Annotated in this window: 19 protein-coding genes; 7 read left to right on the top strand and 12 right to left on the bottom strand. The window is 61.5% G+C overall.

Annotated elements, in window-relative coordinates:
* Positions 1 to 31 precede the first annotated feature (31 nt).
* From AC3RCJ_RS06070 to yacG, 4 genes are all read left to right on the top strand, one after another.
* Positions 32 to 898 carry a prepilin peptidase gene (locus tag AC3RCJ_RS06070; protein ID WP_492961545.1) on the top strand — a complete coding sequence of 289 codons (867 nt, stop codon included), beginning with the start codon at positions 32 to 34 and terminating at the stop codon, positions 896 to 898.
* Positions 899 to 938: 40 nt separating this feature from the next.
* Complete coding sequence (gene coaE / locus AC3RCJ_RS06065; RefSeq protein WP_492961547.1) at positions 939 to 1,586, top strand: dephospho-CoA kinase; 648 nt, start codon at positions 939 to 941, stop codon at positions 1,584 to 1,586.
* A gap of 62 nt (positions 1,587 to 1,648) precedes the next feature.
* Positions 1,649 to 2,404, top strand: coding sequence for a cell division protein ZapD (gene zapD, locus AC3RCJ_RS06060; protein ID WP_492961549.1), 756 nt, complete (start codon positions 1,649 to 1,651; stop codon positions 2,402 to 2,404).
* 18 nt (positions 2,405 to 2,422) lie between these two features.
* A complete protein-coding gene (gene yacG / locus AC3RCJ_RS06055; RefSeq protein ID WP_492961687.1) occupies positions 2,423 to 2,614 on the top strand; it encodes a DNA gyrase inhibitor YacG in 192 nt (63 codons plus the stop codon).
* Between the two features lie 3 nt (positions 2,615 to 2,617).
* Here yacG and AC3RCJ_RS06050 read toward each other — a convergent pair whose 3' ends face one another.
* The 5 genes from AC3RCJ_RS06050 to argJ form a co-directional block, all read right to left on the bottom strand.
* Positions 2,618 to 3,028, bottom strand: coding sequence for a PIN domain-containing protein (locus AC3RCJ_RS06050; RefSeq protein WP_492961551.1), 411 nt, complete (start codon positions 3,026 to 3,028; stop codon positions 2,618 to 2,620).
* Between the two features lie 2 nt (positions 3,029 to 3,030).
* Positions 3,031 to 3,237, bottom strand: coding sequence for a FitA-like ribbon-helix-helix domain-containing protein (locus tag AC3RCJ_RS06045; RefSeq protein ID WP_492961553.1), 207 nt, complete (start codon positions 3,235 to 3,237; stop codon positions 3,031 to 3,033).
* A gap of 120 nt (positions 3,238 to 3,357) precedes the next feature.
* On the bottom strand, positions 3,358 to 3,789 hold the full coding sequence (locus AC3RCJ_RS06040; protein WP_492961555.1) for an NUDIX domain-containing protein: 432 nt from the start codon (positions 3,787 to 3,789) through the stop codon (positions 3,358 to 3,360).
* Complete coding sequence (locus AC3RCJ_RS06035; protein WP_492961557.1) at positions 3,786 to 4,652, bottom strand: ATP-binding protein; 867 nt, start codon at positions 4,650 to 4,652, stop codon at positions 3,786 to 3,788. The genes AC3RCJ_RS06040 and AC3RCJ_RS06035 overlap by 4 nt, the downstream gene beginning before the upstream one ends.
* Positions 4,649 to 5,887, bottom strand: a complete 1,239-nt coding sequence (argJ, locus tag AC3RCJ_RS06030) for a bifunctional glutamate N-acetyltransferase/amino-acid acetyltransferase ArgJ (RefSeq protein WP_492961559.1) — start codon at positions 5,885 to 5,887, stop codon at positions 4,649 to 4,651. Before argJ ends, AC3RCJ_RS06035 begins: the two co-directional genes overlap by 4 nt.
* Before the next feature lie 479 nt (positions 5,888 to 6,366).
* Between argJ and AC3RCJ_RS06025 the strand changes: the two genes are divergently transcribed.
* Positions 6,367 to 7,434, top strand: a complete 1,068-nt coding sequence (locus AC3RCJ_RS06025) for an alpha/beta hydrolase (protein WP_492961561.1) — start codon at positions 6,367 to 6,369, stop codon at positions 7,432 to 7,434.
* Positions 7,435 to 7,512: 78 nt separating this feature from the next.
* Here AC3RCJ_RS06025 and secA read toward each other — a convergent pair whose 3' ends face one another.
* On the bottom strand, positions 7,513 to 10,284 hold the full coding sequence (gene secA / locus AC3RCJ_RS06020) for a preprotein translocase subunit SecA (RefSeq protein ID WP_492961563.1): 2,772 nt from the start codon (positions 10,282 to 10,284) through the stop codon (positions 7,513 to 7,515).
* A 254-nt stretch (positions 10,285 to 10,538) separates the two neighbouring features.
* On the opposite strand from secA, the gene AC3RCJ_RS06015 reads away from it, so the two are divergent.
* Positions 10,539 to 11,048, top strand: coding sequence for a DciA family protein (locus AC3RCJ_RS06015; protein ID WP_492961565.1), 510 nt, complete (start codon positions 10,539 to 10,541; stop codon positions 11,046 to 11,048).
* Positions 11,049 to 11,157: 109 nt separating this feature from the next.
* Here AC3RCJ_RS06015 and lpxC read toward each other — a convergent pair whose 3' ends face one another.
* From lpxC to AC3RCJ_RS05995, 4 genes are all read right to left on the bottom strand, one after another.
* Positions 11,158 to 12,093: a UDP-3-O-acyl-N-acetylglucosamine deacetylase gene (gene lpxC / locus AC3RCJ_RS06010; RefSeq protein WP_492961567.1), complete on the bottom strand. Its 936-nt coding sequence runs from the start codon at positions 12,091 to 12,093 to the stop codon at positions 11,158 to 11,160.
* Positions 12,094 to 12,165: 72 nt separating this feature from the next.
* On the bottom strand, positions 12,166 to 13,008 hold the full coding sequence (locus AC3RCJ_RS06005; protein ID WP_492961569.1) for a DMT family transporter: 843 nt from the start codon (positions 13,006 to 13,008) through the stop codon (positions 12,166 to 12,168).
* Positions 13,009 to 13,257: 249 nt separating this feature from the next.
* On the bottom strand, positions 13,258 to 14,796 hold the full coding sequence (locus AC3RCJ_RS06000; RefSeq protein WP_492961571.1) for an Ig-like domain-containing protein: 1,539 nt from the start codon (positions 14,794 to 14,796) through the stop codon (positions 13,258 to 13,260).
* A 289-nt stretch (positions 14,797 to 15,085) separates the two neighbouring features.
* A complete protein-coding gene (locus tag AC3RCJ_RS05995; RefSeq protein WP_492961573.1) occupies positions 15,086 to 15,868 on the bottom strand; it encodes a helix-turn-helix transcriptional regulator in 783 nt (260 codons plus the stop codon).
* A gap of 126 nt (positions 15,869 to 15,994) precedes the next feature.
* On the opposite strand from AC3RCJ_RS05995, the gene AC3RCJ_RS05990 reads away from it, so the two are divergent.
* On the top strand, positions 15,995 to 16,762 hold the full coding sequence (locus AC3RCJ_RS05990) for a class I SAM-dependent methyltransferase (protein WP_492961575.1): 768 nt from the start codon (positions 15,995 to 15,997) through the stop codon (positions 16,760 to 16,762).
* Between the two features lie 193 nt (positions 16,763 to 16,955).
* On the opposite strand, the gene AC3RCJ_RS05985 is transcribed toward AC3RCJ_RS05990, so the two are convergent.
* Entirely contained in the window at positions 16,956 to 17,462 is a 507-nt protein-coding gene (locus tag AC3RCJ_RS05985) for a peroxiredoxin (protein ID WP_492961577.1), read from the bottom strand.
* Between the two features lie 183 nt (positions 17,463 to 17,645).
* Positions 17,646 to 18,854 (bottom strand): cell division protein FtsZ, encoded by a 1,209-nt coding sequence (ftsZ, locus tag AC3RCJ_RS05980; RefSeq protein ID WP_492961579.1) that lies wholly within the window; start codon positions 18,852 to 18,854, stop codon positions 17,646 to 17,648.
* Between the last annotated feature and the right edge of the window lie 6 nt (positions 18,855 to 18,860).

Genomic DNA, 18,860 nt, shown 5'->3' with positions numbered 1-18,860 from the left:
GGCAACACTCATCATCACAGACCCATCTACCATGCAAGATACCCTGCTGTTCGCCGCGCCCGGCAACCTGCCCGTCGCCCTCGTCGCCGCCCTGTTCGGCCTGATCGTCGGCAGCTTCCTGAATGTGGTGATCCACCGCCTGCCGAAGATGATGCAGCGCGACTCCGACAATTACGTGGCGCAAGAAAGCGGCCAGCCGCTACCGCACGCGGACCGCTACAACCTGATGCTGCCGCACTCCAACTGTACCGCCTGCGGCCACCGCATCACGGCCATGGAAAACATCCCCGTCCTCAGCTACCTGCTGTTGCGCGGCAAATGCAGCGCCTGCCAGGCGCCGATCTCCGCCCGCTATCCGCTGGTGGAGCTGCTGACAGGCGCCCTCTCCGCGCTGCTGGTCTGGCATTTCGGCAGCGGCTGGACGGGCCTGGCCACCCTCGTGTTTGCCTGGCTGCTGATCGCCATGACCTTCATCGATGCCGACACGCAAATGTTGCCCGATGACTTGACCTTTCCCCTGCTATGGGCCGGCTTGCTGGTCAATATCAATGGCACCTTCGTGCCGCTGCAGGATGCCGTCATCGGCGCGGCCGCCGGCTACCTGGCCCTGTGGGCCGTGTACTGGGCCTTCAAGCTGGCGACAGGCAAGGAAGGAATGGGCTATGGTGACTTCAAGCTGCTGGCAGCGCTCGGTGCCTGGCTGGGCTGGACGATGTTGCCGACGATTATATTATTATCATCGCTGGTCGGTGCCGTGGTCGGCATCGCGCTGATCGTCTTTGCCAGGCGCGCGCGCGACAAACCCATCCCGTTTGGCCCCTACCTGGCCGCCGCGGGCTTGATCGCCCTGCTGTATGGCACGCCCCTGTCGCAGCTCACGCTTGGCCTGATCGGCTGATTTCTCCGCGCAGCATTGCGCCCCGACTTGGATAACAGACATGGAACAAAACACGGCCTCGTACTTCAGCGTGGGATTAACGGGCGGCATCGGCTGTGGCAAGAGCACGGTCGCCGACATGTTTGCCGCGCGCGGCGCAAGCGTCGTCGACACCGACCAGATCGCACACGGCCTGACGGCTCCGAATGGCGCCGCCATGCCTGCCCTGGTGGCCGAATTTGGCGCCGCCTTTGCCGATGCGCGCGGCGCCCTGGACCGCGCCAGGATGCGCCAGCTGGTCTTTTCCGATGCGCAGGCGAAAGCGCGCCTGGAAGCCATCCTGCACCCGCGCATCCGCCAGGCCACCCTGGCGGCCGCGGCCGAAGCGACGGGCAGCTATGTGATCTTTGCCGTGCCCCTGCTGGTCGAGTCCGGCGGTTGGGTGGAACGGGTCAACCGCGTGCTGGTGATCGATTGCCTGGAAAGTCTGCAAGTGGCGCGCGTGATGGCCCGCAATGGCTTGCCGGAAGAACAAGTCAAAGCCATCATGGCCACGCAGGCGACGCGCGCCATGCGCCTGGCGGCGGCCGACGATGTGATCGACAACAATGGCGATTTGGCGGCCCTGGCGCCGCAGATTGCCCAGTTGCACGACTTATATCTGGCATTTTCAAAAAGAATGGCCGGAATGGGGCCGCAACGTTTGTAATTTGTCGACGCTTGGTTCAAAATCACGGGATTGTTTGCAGGTCCTTACTTAAGGGAATTATTTTGATTGTCTACGAATACCCTTTCAACGAACGCATACGAACGCTGTTGCGGCTGGAAGACCTGTACGACAAATTCAAGTTTTTCGTCCAGCAAGAACATGCAATGCAGCACCATGTTGCTTTGGCAACCATTTTCGACATGCTTGAAGTGGCCGGCCGCGCCGACCTGAAATCGGACCTGCTGCAGGAACTCGAGCGGCAACGCCAAAGCCTGCTCGGCTACCGCAGCAACCCGAACGTGGAACCGGAAACCCTGGACGCCATACTCGGCGAACTCGACAGTGTCAGCGGCGCCCTGGTGGCGGCGCAGGGCAAGACGGGACAGAATATCCGCGACAATGAATGGCTGATGAGCATACGCGGGCGCACCATCATCCCGGGCGGCGCCTGCGAATTCGACTTGCCGTCGTATTTTGCCTGGCAAAAACGCAGTTCGGAACAGCGCCTGGCCGATATCCACGCCTGGTTTGCCCCGCTGGCCCCCCTGTTCGACGCGCTGGCCCTGGTGCTGCGCCTGCTGCGCGATTCCGGCGGTCCCGTGAAACTGATCGCCAATGGCGGCAGCTATCAACAAATGTTGCAAGGCAAGGTGTACCAGATGCTACGCCTGAGCCTGGATGAAAGCAGCGCTGCCATTCCGGAAATTTCTGCCAACAAATACATGCTGTGGGTACGCTTCACCACCCAGGGCGGCGACCTGAAACCCAAGCCGCTGGAAGATGATGTGCCATTCGAGCTCACGCTCTGTAATTTTTAACTGTTACTTATTTGCCCCATCATGACCGTCGTTAACTGCCCTACCTGTGCCGCCAAAGTCGAATGGACTGAAGCCAACAAATATCGTCCTTTCTGTTCGGAGCGCTGCAAGCAGATCGACCTGGGTGCCTGGGCCGAGGAAAAATACACGATCCCCGCCGCCGACCCGTTCGACGATCCGCTGGCGGACGAAGACAACAAACCCCAGTAAACCTCAGGCAAACGGATTTTCCACGCGCAAGCCTTGCGCCGCGAAACTGTCGAGCCTGCCACTGACCACGGTCAAGCCATAGGCGATGCCCATCGCCGCGATCTGCGCGTCCACGCCGGCCCCGTGGCCGCGCAGGCGGCCGCAGACGAGCGCGCAATCGAGATCGAACTCGAGCAGACGTGCCGCATAGTCGGCCAGCAAGGCTTCCAGCCACGCTTCCAGGGCCAGCGCTTCCAGCGTGGCTTCGCGCTGCCAGCTGCGCTGTATGCCAGCGCGCAACTGCGCGATCACCTGCACCGGCACATAGCGTGCCTCGGGCGCCACGCGGCCGAAAAAATCCTGCACGCGGGCGGGCGCGCCGCTCCCCTTGCTCGCGGCAACGATCACGTCCGTATCGACCAGATAAGCGGCCATGCTCAGCTGCGCTCGAAATCGGCATCCTGGCCCACGGCGGGCATGCCGCGCAGGATATCGTCAAGCGGGCGTTTCGGTAGCGGGCGCAAGACGCTGCGCAGGATATCGCGGTGTTCCTCCTCGAGGCTGCGGCCATGCGCGCGGGCACGTTTGTGCAGCGCGGCGATCAGCAACTCATCGGTATCGGTAAAGGTCAGGGTCAGCGGCATGCGTCTCCCCCAGTGCTGGATGACTGCACTGTAGCGCAAAGCGCGCCCGATACAAGGAAAGTACGCGCAAAGCTTGCGCCGGCGCGCAGCACGGAGGCTGCGTGCCGGCGCAAGCGGCCATCAGGCTGCCAGGCTTTCCTGGCGCACGACGTCGAGCCATTCCAGCAGGGGAATGGTAGCGGGCAGCAAGGGCTCGACGCCCACCGTGCCCTGCCAGGCAAACGCCTGCCCTTCCAGGCTTTGCGGCTCGCCCCGCCAATCGCGGCTGATGTAGAAGTGCAGGCGCACATGGGCGTGCGGGTAGACGTATTCCACGCCGCACCAGGGCTCGGCGCTATCGATATGCAGCCCCAGCTCCTCGACAAACTCGCGTTTCAAGGCGTCCAGGATGGCTTCGCCCGGTTCGACTTTGCCACCAGGAAATTCCCAATAGCCGTCATACGGCTTGCCAGCCGGGCGCTGGCCCAGCAGCACATCGCCATTCGGCTTCATCAGGATGCCGACGGCCACGTCGACAGGCTTGATTTTTTCCTTCAAGGTCACTTCATTCATTGCGGCAACTTTCCCGCGTAATCGCGCGCGAATTGCCACGCCACCCGGCCCGAACGCGAACCGCGCTGCAAGGCCCAGCGCAAGGCGTCGCCGCGCGCCTGCGCGATCTGCTCCGGCGTGCAGCCGAACGAGGCGAGCCAGTGCGCCGTGATGTCAAGGTAGTCATCCTGCTTGAACGGATAGAACGACAGCCACAGGCCGAAGCGCTCGGACAGCGAGATTTTCTCTTCCACCGTCTCGCCCGGATGCAAGTCGCCATCATCGTCCGTCTTGTAGCTGGAATTGTCCGACATGCGTTCCGGCATCAGATGACGGCGGTTCGAGGTGGCGTAGATCAGCACATTGTCCGATTGCGCGGCGATACTGCCGTCGAGCGCCACCTTCAACGCCTTGTAGCCGCTTTCACCCTCTTCGAACGACAGGTCGTCGCAAAAGATGATGAAGCGCTCGGAACGCGCCGCCACCAGGTCGACGATGTCGGGCAAGTCGGCAAGATCCGCTTTATCCACTTCGATCAGGCGCAGGCCCTGGCCGGCAAACTGGTTCAGGCACGCCTTGATCAGCGAGGACTTGCCCGTGCCGCGCGCGCCCGTCAGCAGCACATTGTTGGCCGGACGGCCACTGACGAACTGACGCGTGTTCTGTTCAATTTGCGCTTTTTGCGTGCCGATATTGTGCAAGTCGTCAAACGCGATGTTCGACACGTGCGCCACGGCCTGCAGATAAGGCACGGCTCCCGGGCGACGGCGCCAGCGGAACGCGAAGCTGCTCCAGTCCGGCGCGGGTGTCGCCTGCGGCAGGATCGCTTCCACCCTTGCCAGCAACGCCTCGGCACGGATCAGGAATTGATCGAGGCCGGTCATGAGCGGTAGTCGGCGTTGATCGACACATAGTCATGCGACAGGTCGCACGTCCACACGGTGGCGGTGGCGTCGCCGCGCGCCAGTTTCACGCGGATGGTGATTTCGCTTTGCTGCATCACGCGCTGGCCGTCCTGCTCCTGGTAGTCCGGGTTGCGGCCGCCGTTCTTGGCCACCCACACGTCGTCCAGGTACAGGTTCAACTGGCCCACGTCCAGGTCGTCCACGCCCGCGTAGCCGATGGCGGCCAGGATGCGGCCCAGGTTCGGGTCGGAAGCGAAGAACGCCGTTTTCACCAGCGGCGAATGGGCGATCGAATAGGCGATCTTGCGGCACTCTTCCACGCTGCGGCCGTCTTCCACGGTCACCGTCATGAACTTGGTCGCGCCTTCGCCGTCGCGCACGATGGCTTGCGCCAGGAAGGTGGACAGTTCCGTGACAGCCTTGGCCAGTTCCGCGTAATGCGGCGAATCGATGGAATCGATGACCAGGCTGCCGGCGCCCGTGGCGACCAGCATGAACGAGTCATTGGTGGATGTGTCGCCGTCGATGGTGATGCAGTTGAACGATTTGTCGGCCGCCTGCTTCACCAGCTGGTCCAGCACGGGCTGGGCCACGGTGGCGTCAAACGCGAGGAAACCGAGCATGGTGGCCATGTTCGGCTTGATCATGCCGGCGCCCTTGCTGATGCCCGTCAGGGTGACCGCGTGGCCACCGATGGTGACCGTGCGCGAGCCGGCTTTCGGCTGCGTGTCGGTGGTCATGATGGCTTCGGCGGCCGAAAACCAGTTATCCGAGGTCAGCGCGGCCACGGCTTGCGGCAGGCCGGCCACCAGGCGCTGCACCGGCAGCGGTTCGAGGATCACGCCGGTGGAAAACGGCAAAATCTGCTGCGGCGTGCAGCCCAGCAGCTCGGCCAGCGCGGCGCAGCTGGCTTGGGCGTCGGCCAGGCCCGATTCGCCCGTGCCCGCATTCGCGTTGCCCGTATTGACCAGCAGCGCGCGGATCGGCGCGCCACCGGCCGTCACGGCGGCCAGATTCGCCTTCGACACTTGCACCGGGGCCGCGCAGAAGCGGTTCAGGGTAAACACGCCAGCCACGGTGGCCGTCGGCGCCAGTTTCAATACCAGCACATCCTTGCGGTTGGGTTTCTTGATGCCGGCTTCGGCAACACCGATTTCAATGCCGGCGACGGCTTTCAAGTCGGCGGCGACGGGCTTGGGAGAATTGACGGCCATATGAGTTCTTCTGCTAGGGAAAAAGGAAGCGCTATTGTAGCGCCTTCGCGGCGCGGATGAACATGCGGCAAGTGAATAGTCGCGCCAGCCACGGCGGCGCCGATACGGGCCGGTGGCGCGGCCAGGCTTGCGATTTATCAGAACCATGCCGCCTGGCGGCGCTAAGGTATGGGAATGGACGATGGCGAGTCTTGCAATCGTACCGCCCAGGGAAGGATGTCATGACGCAGGGTCGGTCAAACCGGATGCAGCGCAGCGCTTCAGGCCTGTCGTGCCTGTTGCGCCGGCTATCCCTGCTTTGCCTGCTGGCCTGGTTGACAGCCTGTACGGTGCCGCGTGGCCCGGCAGACGGCGCCGGCGCCCACGTCACCGAACAGGCATCCGAAGCGCCGCCCGCAGCGCAAGTTCCACCGCCTGCCGCGGCACCGCCGCCATCGCCAGCCAGTCCGTGGAGCAGCGCATGGTCGGGCACGAGCGGCATGCTCGGCAACCTCGGCAACCTGGTCGGCAGCACGGGCAGCGGCGGCACGCTGAGTTCCGGCAACGATGCGCCGCCGCCCGGTGCCATGCACGTCACCGTGTATTACGCCACCGACCGGCAATACCAGCCCGGCAGCCGCAACTATGGCTGGCAGCCCAACCGCGTGGCGCCCTACCTCAGCTATGGCAGCGTCGTCGTGAGCATCCCGGAGAAAAGAGCGCCGGGCGAGCTGCCGTTGCCGCCCTGGTACGCCATCCTCTCCGGCGACAATGCGCAAAAATATGTGCTGATCAAGGAAACCACGCGCCTGTCGCACGCGGATTTTCTCGCCAGCGTCAAGGCCAGGATACAGGCCTCCCCGGAACGGCGCGCCGCCTTCATTTACATCCACGGCTACAGCAACTCGTTTGACGACGCCGCCCGGCGCACGGCGCAGATGGCGGTCGACCTCGATATCGGCGCCCTGCCCGTGTTCTACAGCTGGCCATCGAAAGGCACGTTTGCAGGCTATGAGTTCGATGAAAACGCCGCCGAATGGACGCAGGCGCACCTGCAGGCCTTCCTGGCCGACTTCGCGGCGCACTCTTCCGCCACCGACATCTACATCATCGCCCACAGCATGGGCAACCGCCCGATGACCGTGGCGCTGGCCAACCTGCTGGAAAAACGCCCCGAGCTGCGGCCCCTGTTCAAGCAGGTGGTGCTGGCGGCGCCGGACATCAATGCCGATATCTTCCGCGAGCAGATCGCTCCCCGCTTCGCCAGCCTCAAGCTTCCCGCCACCCTGTATGCGTCCGCGAACGACAAGGCCATCCGCGCGTCCTACAGTTTTGCCGAGTGGGACAGGATAGGCGACATCCGCCGCCCTGTCGTCACCATACCCGGCATGGAACTCGTCGATGCCTCGGCCGTCATCATGAACTTCACGGGACATGACTACTTCGCCAGCAACCGCGTCCTGCTGACCGATATCGCCACCATGATCAAGACGGGGCAACGGGCAAAAAACCGCGGTGGCCTGAAAGGCATTCCAGCGCAGGCGCCGCAGTACTGGGCATTTCCCTGAGCAGGCCCCGCGGCAGGCAAGGCGGACATAAAAAAACGGAGACCGCAGTCTCCGTTCTTGTCATGCCAACGAACCGGCTTATGCCAGCTTGCCGTGGCAAGCCTTGTACTTCTTGCCGCTGCCGCAAGGGCATGGATCGTTGCGGCCAACCTTGACGCCCATGCTTACGCTCATGTCGTCGACATACTGGTCGTTGCTGTCGCCAGCCGTCGGCGCCAGCAGTTCTTCCGGCGCCGCGTTCGGGTCGAATTCGGCGTGCTGGTAGTGCACGTTTTCCACGTGCGACTGCTGCATCGCCTGTTCGGCCGCATCGACTTCTTCGCGCGACTGGATACGTACCGTCATCACGTGTTTCGTGACGTCGTTCTTGATCATGTCGAGCATCTGGCCAAACAGTTCAAACGCTTCGCGCTTGTATTCCTGTTTCGGGTTCTTTTGCGCGTAACCGCGCAGGTGAATACCCTGGCGCAGGTGATCGAGCGCCGCCAGGTGTTCGCGCCAGTGGCTGTCCACGCTTTGCAGCATGACATTGCGCTCGAAGCCACCGAACGATTCCTTGCCGACGATATCGATCTTCGACTGGTACACGGCGTCGGCCGCGGCCAGCACCTTTTCCAGGATCTCTTCGTCCGTCAGGGTCGAATCGGCTTCCAGCATGGTATGCAGCGGCAGGTCGATCAGCCATTCGCCGGCCAGGGTCTTCTCCAGGCCCTTGATATCCCATTGCTCTTCCACCGATTCCTGCGGCACGTACTCGTGCACCAGGTCGGTAAACACGCCATGGCGCAGGGAAGCGATCATTTCCGAGATATCGGTCGTTTCCAGCAACTCGTTACGCTGCTGGTAGATGACCTTGCGCTGGTCGTTGGCGACGTCATCGTATTCCAGCAATTGCTTGCGGATATCGAAGTTGCGCGCTTCCACCTTGCGCTGGGCCGATTCGATCGAGCGCGAGACGATGCCGGCCTCGATCGGTTCGCCTTCCGGCATTTTCAGGCGGTCCATCACGGCGCGCACGCGGTCGCCCGCGAAGATGCGCAGCAGCGCGTCGTCGAGCGACAGGTAGAAGCGCGACGAACCGGGATCGCCCTGGCGACCGGCACGGCCACGCAACTGATTGTCGACGCGGCGCGATTCATGGCGTTCAGTGCCGATGATGTGCAAGCCGCCCGCATTGACCACGTGGTCGTGCAGCGATTGCCATTCATCGCGCAGTTTCTGCGACTGGGCTGCCTTGTCGGCGTCGCTCAGTTCAGGATTGGCTTCGATGAACTTGATCTGGTTCTCGACGTTGCCACCCAGCACGATGTCCGTACCGCGACCGGCCATGTTGGTGGCGATGGTAATGGCTTTCGGACGGCCTGCCTGGGCGATGATTTCCGCTTCGCGGGCATGCTGTTTCGCGTTCAGCACGTTGTGCGGCAAACCGGCCTTGGTCAGGATGCCCGACAGCAGTTCCGAATTCTCGATCGAAGTCGTGCCCACCAGTACGGGCTGGCCGCGTTCGTAGCAGTCGCGGATGTCGTTCAACATCGCATTGTACTTTTCCGCCGACGACTTGTAGACCTGATCCTGGCGGTCCTTGCGCTGCAACGGACGGTTTTGCGGGATCACGACCGTTTCCAGGCCGTAGATTTCCTGGAATTCGTACGCTTCGGTATCGGCCGTACCGGTCATGCCGGCCAGCTTGGCGTACATGCGGAAGTAGTTCTGGAAGGTGATCGAGGCCAGGGTCTGGTTCTCGTTCTGGATCTTGACGCCTTCTTTCGCTTCGACGGCCTGGTGCAAGCCATCGGACCAGCGGCGGCCCGTCATCAGGCGGCCCGTGAATTCATCGACGATCACCACTTCATTGTTCTGCACCACATAGTGCTGATCCTTGAAGTACAGCGCATGCGCGCGCAGCGCCGCATACAGGTGATGCACGAGGGTGATGTTGGCCGAATCGTACAGCGATGCGCCTTCCGGCAGCAGGCCCATTTCCATCAGGATGCGCTCGGCCTTTTCATGGCCCGCTTCCGTCAGCAGCACCTGGTGCGCTTTTTCATCCTTGGTGTAGTCGCCCGGCACCTCGACCTTGCCTTTGCCGTCCGGCGTTTCTTCGCCGATCTGCAAGGTCAGGCGCGCAGGCACGGCATTGATCTTGTGATACAGGTCCGTGTGGTTCTCGGCCTGGCCCGAAATGATCAGTGGCGTACGCGCCTCATCGATCAGGATCGAGTCGACTTCATCGACGATGCCGAAATTCAGGCTGCGCTGCACGCGGTCGCGCGCTTCGTAGACCATGTTGTCGCGCAAGAAGTCGAAACCGAATTCATTGTTGGTGCCGTAAGTGATGTCGGAGTTGTAGGCCTGCTGCTTGGCGCTGTGCTCCATCTGCGACATGTTGACGCCCGTCGACAAGCCCAGCCAGCCATACAGGCGGCCCATGGTCTCGGCATCGCGCTGCGCCAGGTAATCATTGACGGTGACGATATGCACGCCCTTGCCCGACAAGGCATTCAGGTAGGCCGGCAGGGTTGCCATCAGGGTCTTGCCCTCGCCCGTGCCCATCTCCGCGATCTTGCCATAATGCAAGACCATGCCGCCGATCATCTGCACGTCGAAATGGCGCATGCGCAAGACGCGCTTGCTTGCCTCACGACAGACGGCGAACGCCTCCGGCAACAAGGTATCGAGCGATTCGCCACCGGCGATGCGTTCCTTGAAGGCAGGCGTCTTCGCTTGCAGCTCGGCATCCGACAGCTTTTCGATGACCGGCTCGAGCGCATTGATCTCGCGTACCGTTTTTTGGTATTGCTTGAGCAGCCGCTGGTTGCGGCTACCGAAAATCTGGGTCAGTAATGACATGCTTGAATTCTTGAAAAAACGCCGTTAAAAAAAGCTCGGTTGGTGACAACGAAGTAACTATCGCGTGACCGCACGGAGTTCGACTATGGCAAAAGACGATGATTTTATCATGCGTTCCCGCCAAGGTTGGGGTAATGCACCATATAACAATAGCTTAATGACAAACAAATGGCAGAAATTGCGGACATTTACCAAACGGCAAGGTCATGCGCGGCGCACTCGCCACGCGCAGGCGAGTGTGCTATGTTGCGGTCATGCGAACTCCCACTTATTCTCCGGCGCCGCGCCGCGGCTACGGTTTCGCCCGTTCGGGTCCGGCCGTCACGGGCGCGACCGACTTTTTGCGCGGCAACGCGACGATGGCCTCCCTGATGCCCACCGTCACGCGCCTGGCCGCGCTGCAAAAGGATTGCGCCAGGGCCTTGCCGGCGATGTTCGAGCATTGCGACATCCTGCAGTTCGAAGGCGGCCAACTGGTGCTGGCCACGCCGAACGCGGCGCTGGCGGCCAAGCTCAAGCAGCAATTGCCGAAACTGCAAGGGGAACTGGAAAGAAAGGGCTGGCAGATTTCAGGCATCAAGCTGAAAGTGCAAGTCATCAAGAGCATCGCGCCCATCGTGCATACGCGGGCGCTGGTCTTGCCGGAAAAGGCCATGTCGGCGCTGGAAGAATTGAGCACGGCACTGCCGGCATCGAAGCAGAACGAGCAGCTGATCGCGGCGCTGCGCAGTTTGGTGCGCCACCACCGCGAACCTAAAGATTAGCAACGCCAGGCGGCAGCACGTAGGTCGGATTAGGCCCTTCGGGCCATAATCCGACAACATTGTTGGCGCCTGCGGGGTTGTCGGATTACGGCCTGCGGCCTAATCCGACCTACGTCAACGACCACTCGCGCTCCATCTGGCGCAGGTAGGATTGCGGCGCCGCCTCATTGGTATCGAACGAGACGATTTCATACGCATCGGGCCGCTCCAGCAGCGCCAGCAGCAGCTGGTTATTCAGCGCGTGGCCCGACTTGTGCGCCGTGTAATACGCGAGCAAGGGGTGGCCCACCAGGTACAGGTCGCCGATGGCGTCGAGGATCTTGTGGCGCACGAACTCGTCTTCGTAGCGCAGGCCATCGGCATTCAAGATGCGGTACTCATCCATGACGATGGCGTTTTCCAGCGAACCGCCACGGGCCAGGCCCATGCCGCGCAAGCTTTCCACGTCCTGCATGAAACCGAAGGTGCGCGCGCGCGCCACGTCATGCACATAGGACACGTCGCCGAAATCGACGGAGGCGCGCTGCATGGTGCCATCGACGGCCGGGTGATTGAATTCGATGAAGAAATCGAGCTTGAAGCCGTCATACGGCGACAGGCGTGCCCATTTTTCCGCGTCGCCCTTGCCATGACGCACTTCCACGGGTTTGATCACCTTGATGAATTTCTTGGCCGCCTGCTGCTCCTCGACGCCGGCCTGCTGCAGCAGGTAGACGAAGGAAGAGGCGGAACCGTCCATGATGGGGATTTCTTCCGCATTCACGTCGATAACCATATTGTCGATGCCCAGGCCGGCCGCGGCCGACATCAGGTGCTCCACGGTCGAGACCCTGGCGCCATCCTTGATCAGCACGGACGCCATGCGCGTGTCGCCGACGGCCATGGCGCTGGCGGGAAACTCCACCACGGGCACCAGGTCGATGCGGCGAAACACGATGCCCGTGTCGATCGCCGCGGGACGCAAGGTCAGTTCCACCTTGGTGCCCGAGTGCAAGCCGACACCGACGGTGCGGACCAATTGTTTGATAGTGCGTTGTTTTAACATTCCACGATTATATCTACTTGCCGGTTTTTCGTTGCGGTGCGGCATGGCACACGCCAGAAAAACCACAGCGGCCTAAGGGTGTTCGCTCTCGATATGCACCGCTTCGCGCCGCACCAGGTAAATGCCGCTGCCGATGATGATGGCCGCGCCTATCATCGTGTATTCATCAGGCAAGGTGCGCCACAACAGCCAGTCCAGGCTCATGCCCCAGGCCAGCGCCGAATATTCGAACGGCGCCACGCTCGATGCCTTGCCTGTGCGGAACGCTTCCGTGATGGCCAGCTGGCCCAGGAAACCGCTGACGGATAAACCCAGCAGCAACAGCCAGTCTTCGCGGCGGATCGCCACCCACTCGTGCGCGCACAGCGCCACGCCGCCGGCGGCCATCATCACCATCAGCCAGAACACCATGCTTTCGCTGGCATCCGTGCGGCTGAGGATGCGGCCCGTGATGGCGGAAATCGCATAGCAGGCGGCCGCGCCCAGCACGGCCAGGCCGGCGATCGAGAAAAATTCCGTGCCGTTCGGCCGCAGCACCACCAGCACGCCCAGCATGCCGATGGCGATCGCGCACCAGCGCGCCAGGTCGACGCGCTCCTTCAGGATAAACACGGACAGCGCCGTGATCAGCAGGGGCGCAATGAAAAACAGCGAATACGCCTCGGCCAGCGACATGCGTTTCAAGCCATACGCGAACAGCGTGATCATGGCCACGCCCAGCGCGCCGCGCAGCACGTGCAGCGGCCAGCGCACCTGCAGCACATTCTTGAAGGCCCCCCGGTACAGCAGGTACAGGCATACCAGCGGCAGGGATGACAAGGCCCGCAAGGCCGTCACCTGCATGGCGGGATAATGTTCGGATAACAGCTTCATGGCCGTATCCATCAGCGAAAACATGCCGGCGGCAGTGAGCATCGCATAGATGCTGCGCAGGTTATTGGATGGGGATGTCAGAAAAACTCCTAGCTGGAACGGCAGGCGCCGCGATGTTGCCAGGATTATAGCAAGCGGCGGCCAGATGGCAGCGCCATGGGCTGGCGCGCAGGCGCGATGGACGGGCATGGAAACGATGCATGCCCAACCGTGCACACCCGGCCATCGCCCACCTGCGTCCAGCTTTGGCCAATGCGGGAAAGTTTTTGCCATCCTTCCCGCATTCGCCTGTTACGGCTGGCGCCCGGTACCCGGCACCACTGTTTCTTTACACACGCGGTTAAAAGTAATCGGCCTCGTGATACTGGTTTCAGGCGGCGTCGGCTGTGCTCCAGGCAATTGGAACCAATACGCGCCCACCTGCCCTTCCCCATCCCAGCGCGGATCCGTATTATTGAACGGTCCATAATTCGTCGCGGTATACCGGTCGCCCGTACATGCCGCCAATGGCGCGTTATACGATGCCTGTCCGAATTGATCGGTAAGCACGGTGTGCAATTGCAAGGTTGTATTATCCCCGGCGTTTCTCACCACGTAAAAAATCACGCTTTGTCCTTCCACCGGCTGGCCGCCCTCATCCTTGATTTGCACATACAAATCGATATAACTGTGCACTTGCAATCCGGCCTGCGGAAATGGAAACCAGCGCGTAATATTCTCATTGTTGAATTGGCGGATTTCCGCAACATAAACATCGCTGGTATTAATACGCAGCGTATAGGGCTGCGCCGCTGGCGCCGCCGCATCCTCGCCGCTGACGCGCACCATCACGCCATATTGGCCAACCGCCGCCGATCCGACGGGAATATTCGTCAACGCCAGGGTTTGACCCGATTGCGCCGCGGTCAAGGTGCTTTCGGCGGCCCAGGCATAGCTGCCATCCGGATTCTTTCTGGCGATGCGCACGCCGGCTGACTGCTGCGCGGTAAAGTTAATCGTGATATTCGTCGATGTCTGGCCCCGCAGCAACGGGAAGAAGTAGTAATCCTGATCCACGCCTGCCACGTCGATATTGGCCTTCAGGGTCTGATTGACCTTTGCCAGTACGGGTTTGCCAGGTTTGTCGTTTGGCTCATGCGCATCGAAACCGGGGCGAGACCAGGCGCCAAATTGATATGCCTGGCCTGCGGCGCCGTTCTGTGGCTGCACGACCAGTACCAGGCGCGCGGATTCGGCGATGCCTTGCAGCACCAGCGGCGCGTTCACGGCGGCATCCGTATCGAGCGCCACGTCGCTTAACTGTCCGCTCACGGGATCGACCGCAAACAGGTAGGCATAAGCCGTCACGCCATTGGGCATGAGCACGTTGCTGTCGATTTTGGTCTTGTCATTGACGACAAACTGGTAGCACTTCACATCGCCGGCGGCGGGCGTTGCGTCCGTATAGATCAGGCCCAGGTCTATCGCCTGGCAGCCCGCGATTGGCGCGGGAACGGCTGCAAGGACGGTGGCGGCGGCGCGCAATGCGGGCCCTGGCGCCTTCGCGGACGCCGCGCGGCTTGCCTCTACATGGGAGGCCAGCGCCGCATTGGCGTCGGCGCGGATCGCATGCGGATTCGAAACAGGAAGATTCAATGCCGTCCTGGCGTGCAACTCGCCGGGATTATTCAATTCTGCCGACAATGCGATTGTATTTGCCGCAACCGGATTGACGCCGCTCGCCGCCAATATCTTGCTGACCGTGGCGTTTTCAGGAACATCGTTATTACCGCCGCATGCGCTTAATAAAATGCCGAAACAGGCACTTAATACCAGACCGCTTTTTTTCATGCACATAAAATCTCCATTGAATTTTCACGGAAAATAGATGCCTCGTGGAAACATCAATATGCATGCTATGACTGTTTTACTAAAATGTAAACATGGATTTTCATGAAACAAAATCCATACAACCCGGATAACATATTCTTTCAATAAGCAGTGAAGTAGGCCTGCAATTATTTTCCTGCCAAATAGATGTGAAATATCCAGCAGAGTTTTCAATAATGATAATAATTAAGATCAGGACATGCCGGCGGTGCCAGCAAGAAAAGCCGGCACCGTCGGTTCATGCGAAAAATCAGCCGGCACGCGCGACCGGTAACAACATCACCAGTTTCAGCTCATGCTGGCGCGCCAGATGCAAGGTCACCTGATTGAAATGCAGCAAACCCTGCCGTGGATGCTGGAAACGCCGCAAGCCGCCATCACGCCCCTGTACCTGCTGGGCACTCCACCATTGCCGGAATTCCACGCTCGCTTGCGCCAGCTCCGCGATCAGGTCGGCCAATGGCGCCTGGTCCGCATGACGGCCGATATCGGCGCGAAATTCCGCCACCAGGCGTTGCGCCCGTTCGGGCCAGCCGGCAACCAGGATGCGCGCTTCCGGTTCAAGGAACATGAAACGCAACTGGTTGGGCGTCCCGGCGGCGTCATGCAGCCAGCCGGCAAACAGCGCAGCCGCCGCTCCGTTCCACGCCACGGCGTTCCATTGGCGGTCCAGAATATAGGCAGGCGCATCGATGGCAGCGACGATGGCGGACAACTCGCTGGCGGCGGGTCCGCCACCATCAGCCGCGCCATGGCGGGGATCTATCTTGTCGGCCACCTCGAACAGATAGGCGCGCTCTGCCGTGCTCAACTGCAGCACCTGGGCCAGGCGGGCCAGCATCTTGGCCGAAGCCGATACAGGCCGCCCTTGTTCCAGCCACGTCAGCCAGGTGGGGCTGACATCGCATAGTTGCGCCAGCTCTTCGCGCCGCAAGCCCGGCGTGCGGCGCCGTCCTCCGCCCGGCAAGCCGGCCGCTGCGGGTGTCACGGCTTCACGCCGTGCGCGGATGAATTCAGCGAGCTTGCTCGACATGGCATTCCTTCATGCTGATAGCGTGGTATTAGATATACCAGTATAAGTTATGGTCTTGTTACAGGATATTTTTACCCCTATTCTGCAGGAACGCAATCACATGCATCCATCACCAGGGGAGAAACCATGCACCAGCACGATGTCGTTACCGAACAGTTTGGCAAAACCGCCAATGCCTACCTGAGCAGTGCGGTGCATGCGCAGGGGGCCGATCTGGTATTGATGCAGGAATGCGCGCGCCGCCATGGCCGGCCAGTGGTGCTGGACCTGGGCTGCGGCGCCGGCCATGCCAGCTTCGCCATCGCCCCCGTGGCGCAGTCCGTCACGGCCTATGACCTGGCACAACCGATGCTCGACGTGGTGGACCACGCCAAGGCGCAGCGCGGCTTGCATAACATCAGTACGCAACAGGGCGACGTGGCCAGGCTGCCGTTCGCCGACGCCAGCTTCGACATGGTGGTGACGCGCTTTTCCGCACACCACTGGAACGACGTGGCCGGCGCGCTGGCGGAAAGCTGGCGCGTGCTGCGTCCGAACGGCACCTTGCTGGTGGTCGATATCGTGGCGCCGAAAACGGCACTGTATGACAGCACCTTGCAGGCGGTGGAAATGCTGCGCGACGCCTCCCACGTGCGCGACTACCGCACCTGCGAATGGGGCGCCAAGTTCGACAACGCCGGTTTTACGCATCAGCTGCGCAGCGTATGGAAACTGACGATGCAGTTCGACGAATGGGTGGCGCGCATGCGCACGCCGAACGAGCGCGTGGCGGCCATCCGCCACCTGTTCGACGGCGCGCCCGAGGAAGCGCGCCGGTATTTCGCGCTGCAGGACGATTATTCGTTCAGCATCGACGCGGCCATGTTCGAGGCGACCAAGCCATCGGTACAGTAAACGTAAAAACGGCGCCGATGGCGCCGTTTTTTTATTGCGTAGCTTGGATTAGCGCGTGGCGCGTAATCCAACAATGCTGAAGCAAACGCGGTGCGAACGCAACTCGTCGGCTTACGCTGCGCTAAGCCGACCTACGCCGACCTACGCCAACCTGCGCCGACCTGCGCTTGGCATACGCCAACCTGCGATCTGCTTAGGCCAGCTGGCTCAGCAAGGTCTCGGCATTCGACACTTCAAACTTGCCGCCCTGCTCGACGTTCAATTGCGTCACGACACCATTGTCGACCAGCATCGAGTAACGCTGCGAGCGCGTGCCCATGCCGAACTTGCTGAAATCGGCGTCCAGGCCCAGCGCCTTGCTGTAGGCAGCATTGCCATCAGCCATCATGCGCACCACGCCGGTGGCTTTCTGATCGCGGCCCCAGGCGCCCATCACGAACGCGTCGTTGACGGAAATGCACCAGATTTCATCGACGCCCGCCGCTTTCAGGTCGGCAGCGTGCTTGACGTAGCCTGGCACGTGCTGTGCCGAGCAGGTCGGGGTGTAGGCGCCTGGCAGGCCGAAGATGGCGATCTTCTTGCCCTTGACCAGGTCTTGCACGTTGAACGTGTTCGGACCCAGTGCGCAGCCTTCGGTTTCGCTTTCGATGAATTCGGCCAGGGTGCCTTCTGGCAGGGTGTCGCCGATCTTGATGGTCATGTTGACTCCTTGTGTACTGTCGGTTGAGGATGCTGCCGGCATGATGCCGACACTGCGCGATAGTATGCCTGACTTGCCGCATTTGTGCAGAAAGCGGGCGGAAAGGCAAAGCCAAAAGTCAAAAAACAGCAAAAAAAACGGCGGCCCTCAGGCCGCCGTCATCTTTACTGACATCAGATCACCTTAATCTGCTTGCTTACGCAGGAAGGCTGGAATGTCGTAGGTTTCCATGCCATTCTTTTCCATCGCGCGCACTTGCTCGGAAGCCGATTCACGGCGCCATACGGCCGGTGCCTTCATGCCGTCGAAACCGGCCGCCGGCGTGGCCACGCCAACCGTCGTCGTCGCCGCCTGCGCGCCGCCCATCGCCGCCGACGGGGTCAGCGGGCCATTGTGGGTACCGGTGCGCAGCACTTGCTGCGGTACCAGCTGGATGTTTTTCTTGGCGCGGCCCAGGCCCGTGGCCACCACGGTAACGCGGATATCGTCGCCCATGGCGTCGTCGTAGGCGATACCTTGCGCGATCGACGCGTCCGGCGCGGCAAACGCGCGCACGGCAGCCATGACTTCCTTGATCTCCTTGCCTTTCAAGCCACGGCTGGCCGTGACGTTGACCAGCACGCCGCGCGCGCCGGACAGGTCGATGCCATCGAGCAGCGGCGAAGCGACAGCCTGTTCGGCGGCGATGCGCGCGCGGTCCACGCCGGAAGCCGTCGCCGTGCCCATCATGGCCTTGCCCTGCTCGCCCATGATGGTTTTCACGTCGTTGAAGTCGACGTTGATATGGCCCGGCACGTTGATGATCTCGGCAATGCCGGCCACCGCGTTGTTGAGCACATCATCGGCATGCTGCATCCATTCCAGCATGCTTTCGTCTTCGTAGATCTCTTCCAGTTTTTCATTGAGGATGATGATCAGCGAATCGACGTGCAGGGACAGCTGCTCCAGGCCTTCGTCGGCGATGTCCATGCACTTCTGGCCTTCGTACGAGAACGGTTTCGATACCACGGCCACCGTCAGCGCGCCCAGTTCCTTGGCCACTTCGGCCACGATAGGAGCGGCGCCCGTGCCCGTGCCGCCGCCCATGCCGGCAGCGATGAAGACCATGTGCGCGCCGCGCAGCGAATCGGCGATGCGTGCGCGCGATTCCTCGGCCAGCTGGCGGCCGACAGCCGGCTTCATGCCGGCGCCCAGGCCGGTATCGCCGATCTGGATGATGTTGTGGGCCTTCGATGTCGACAGGGCCTGTGCGTCGGTATTGGCGGCAATGAACTCCACGCCCGACATGCCTTTGTTGATCATGTGTTGGACTGCATTGCCACCCGCACCGCCGACGCCGACGACCTTGATGACGGTACCTAAAGCTGTGTTATCGACCATATCGAACTCCATGATGTG

It is taken from the genome of Janthinobacterium sp. GW822-FHT07H11 (assembly GCF_058798615.1).
Note: the sequence above shows the minus strand (reverse complement) of the source record. Positions and strands in the feature narration are given on the sequence as shown.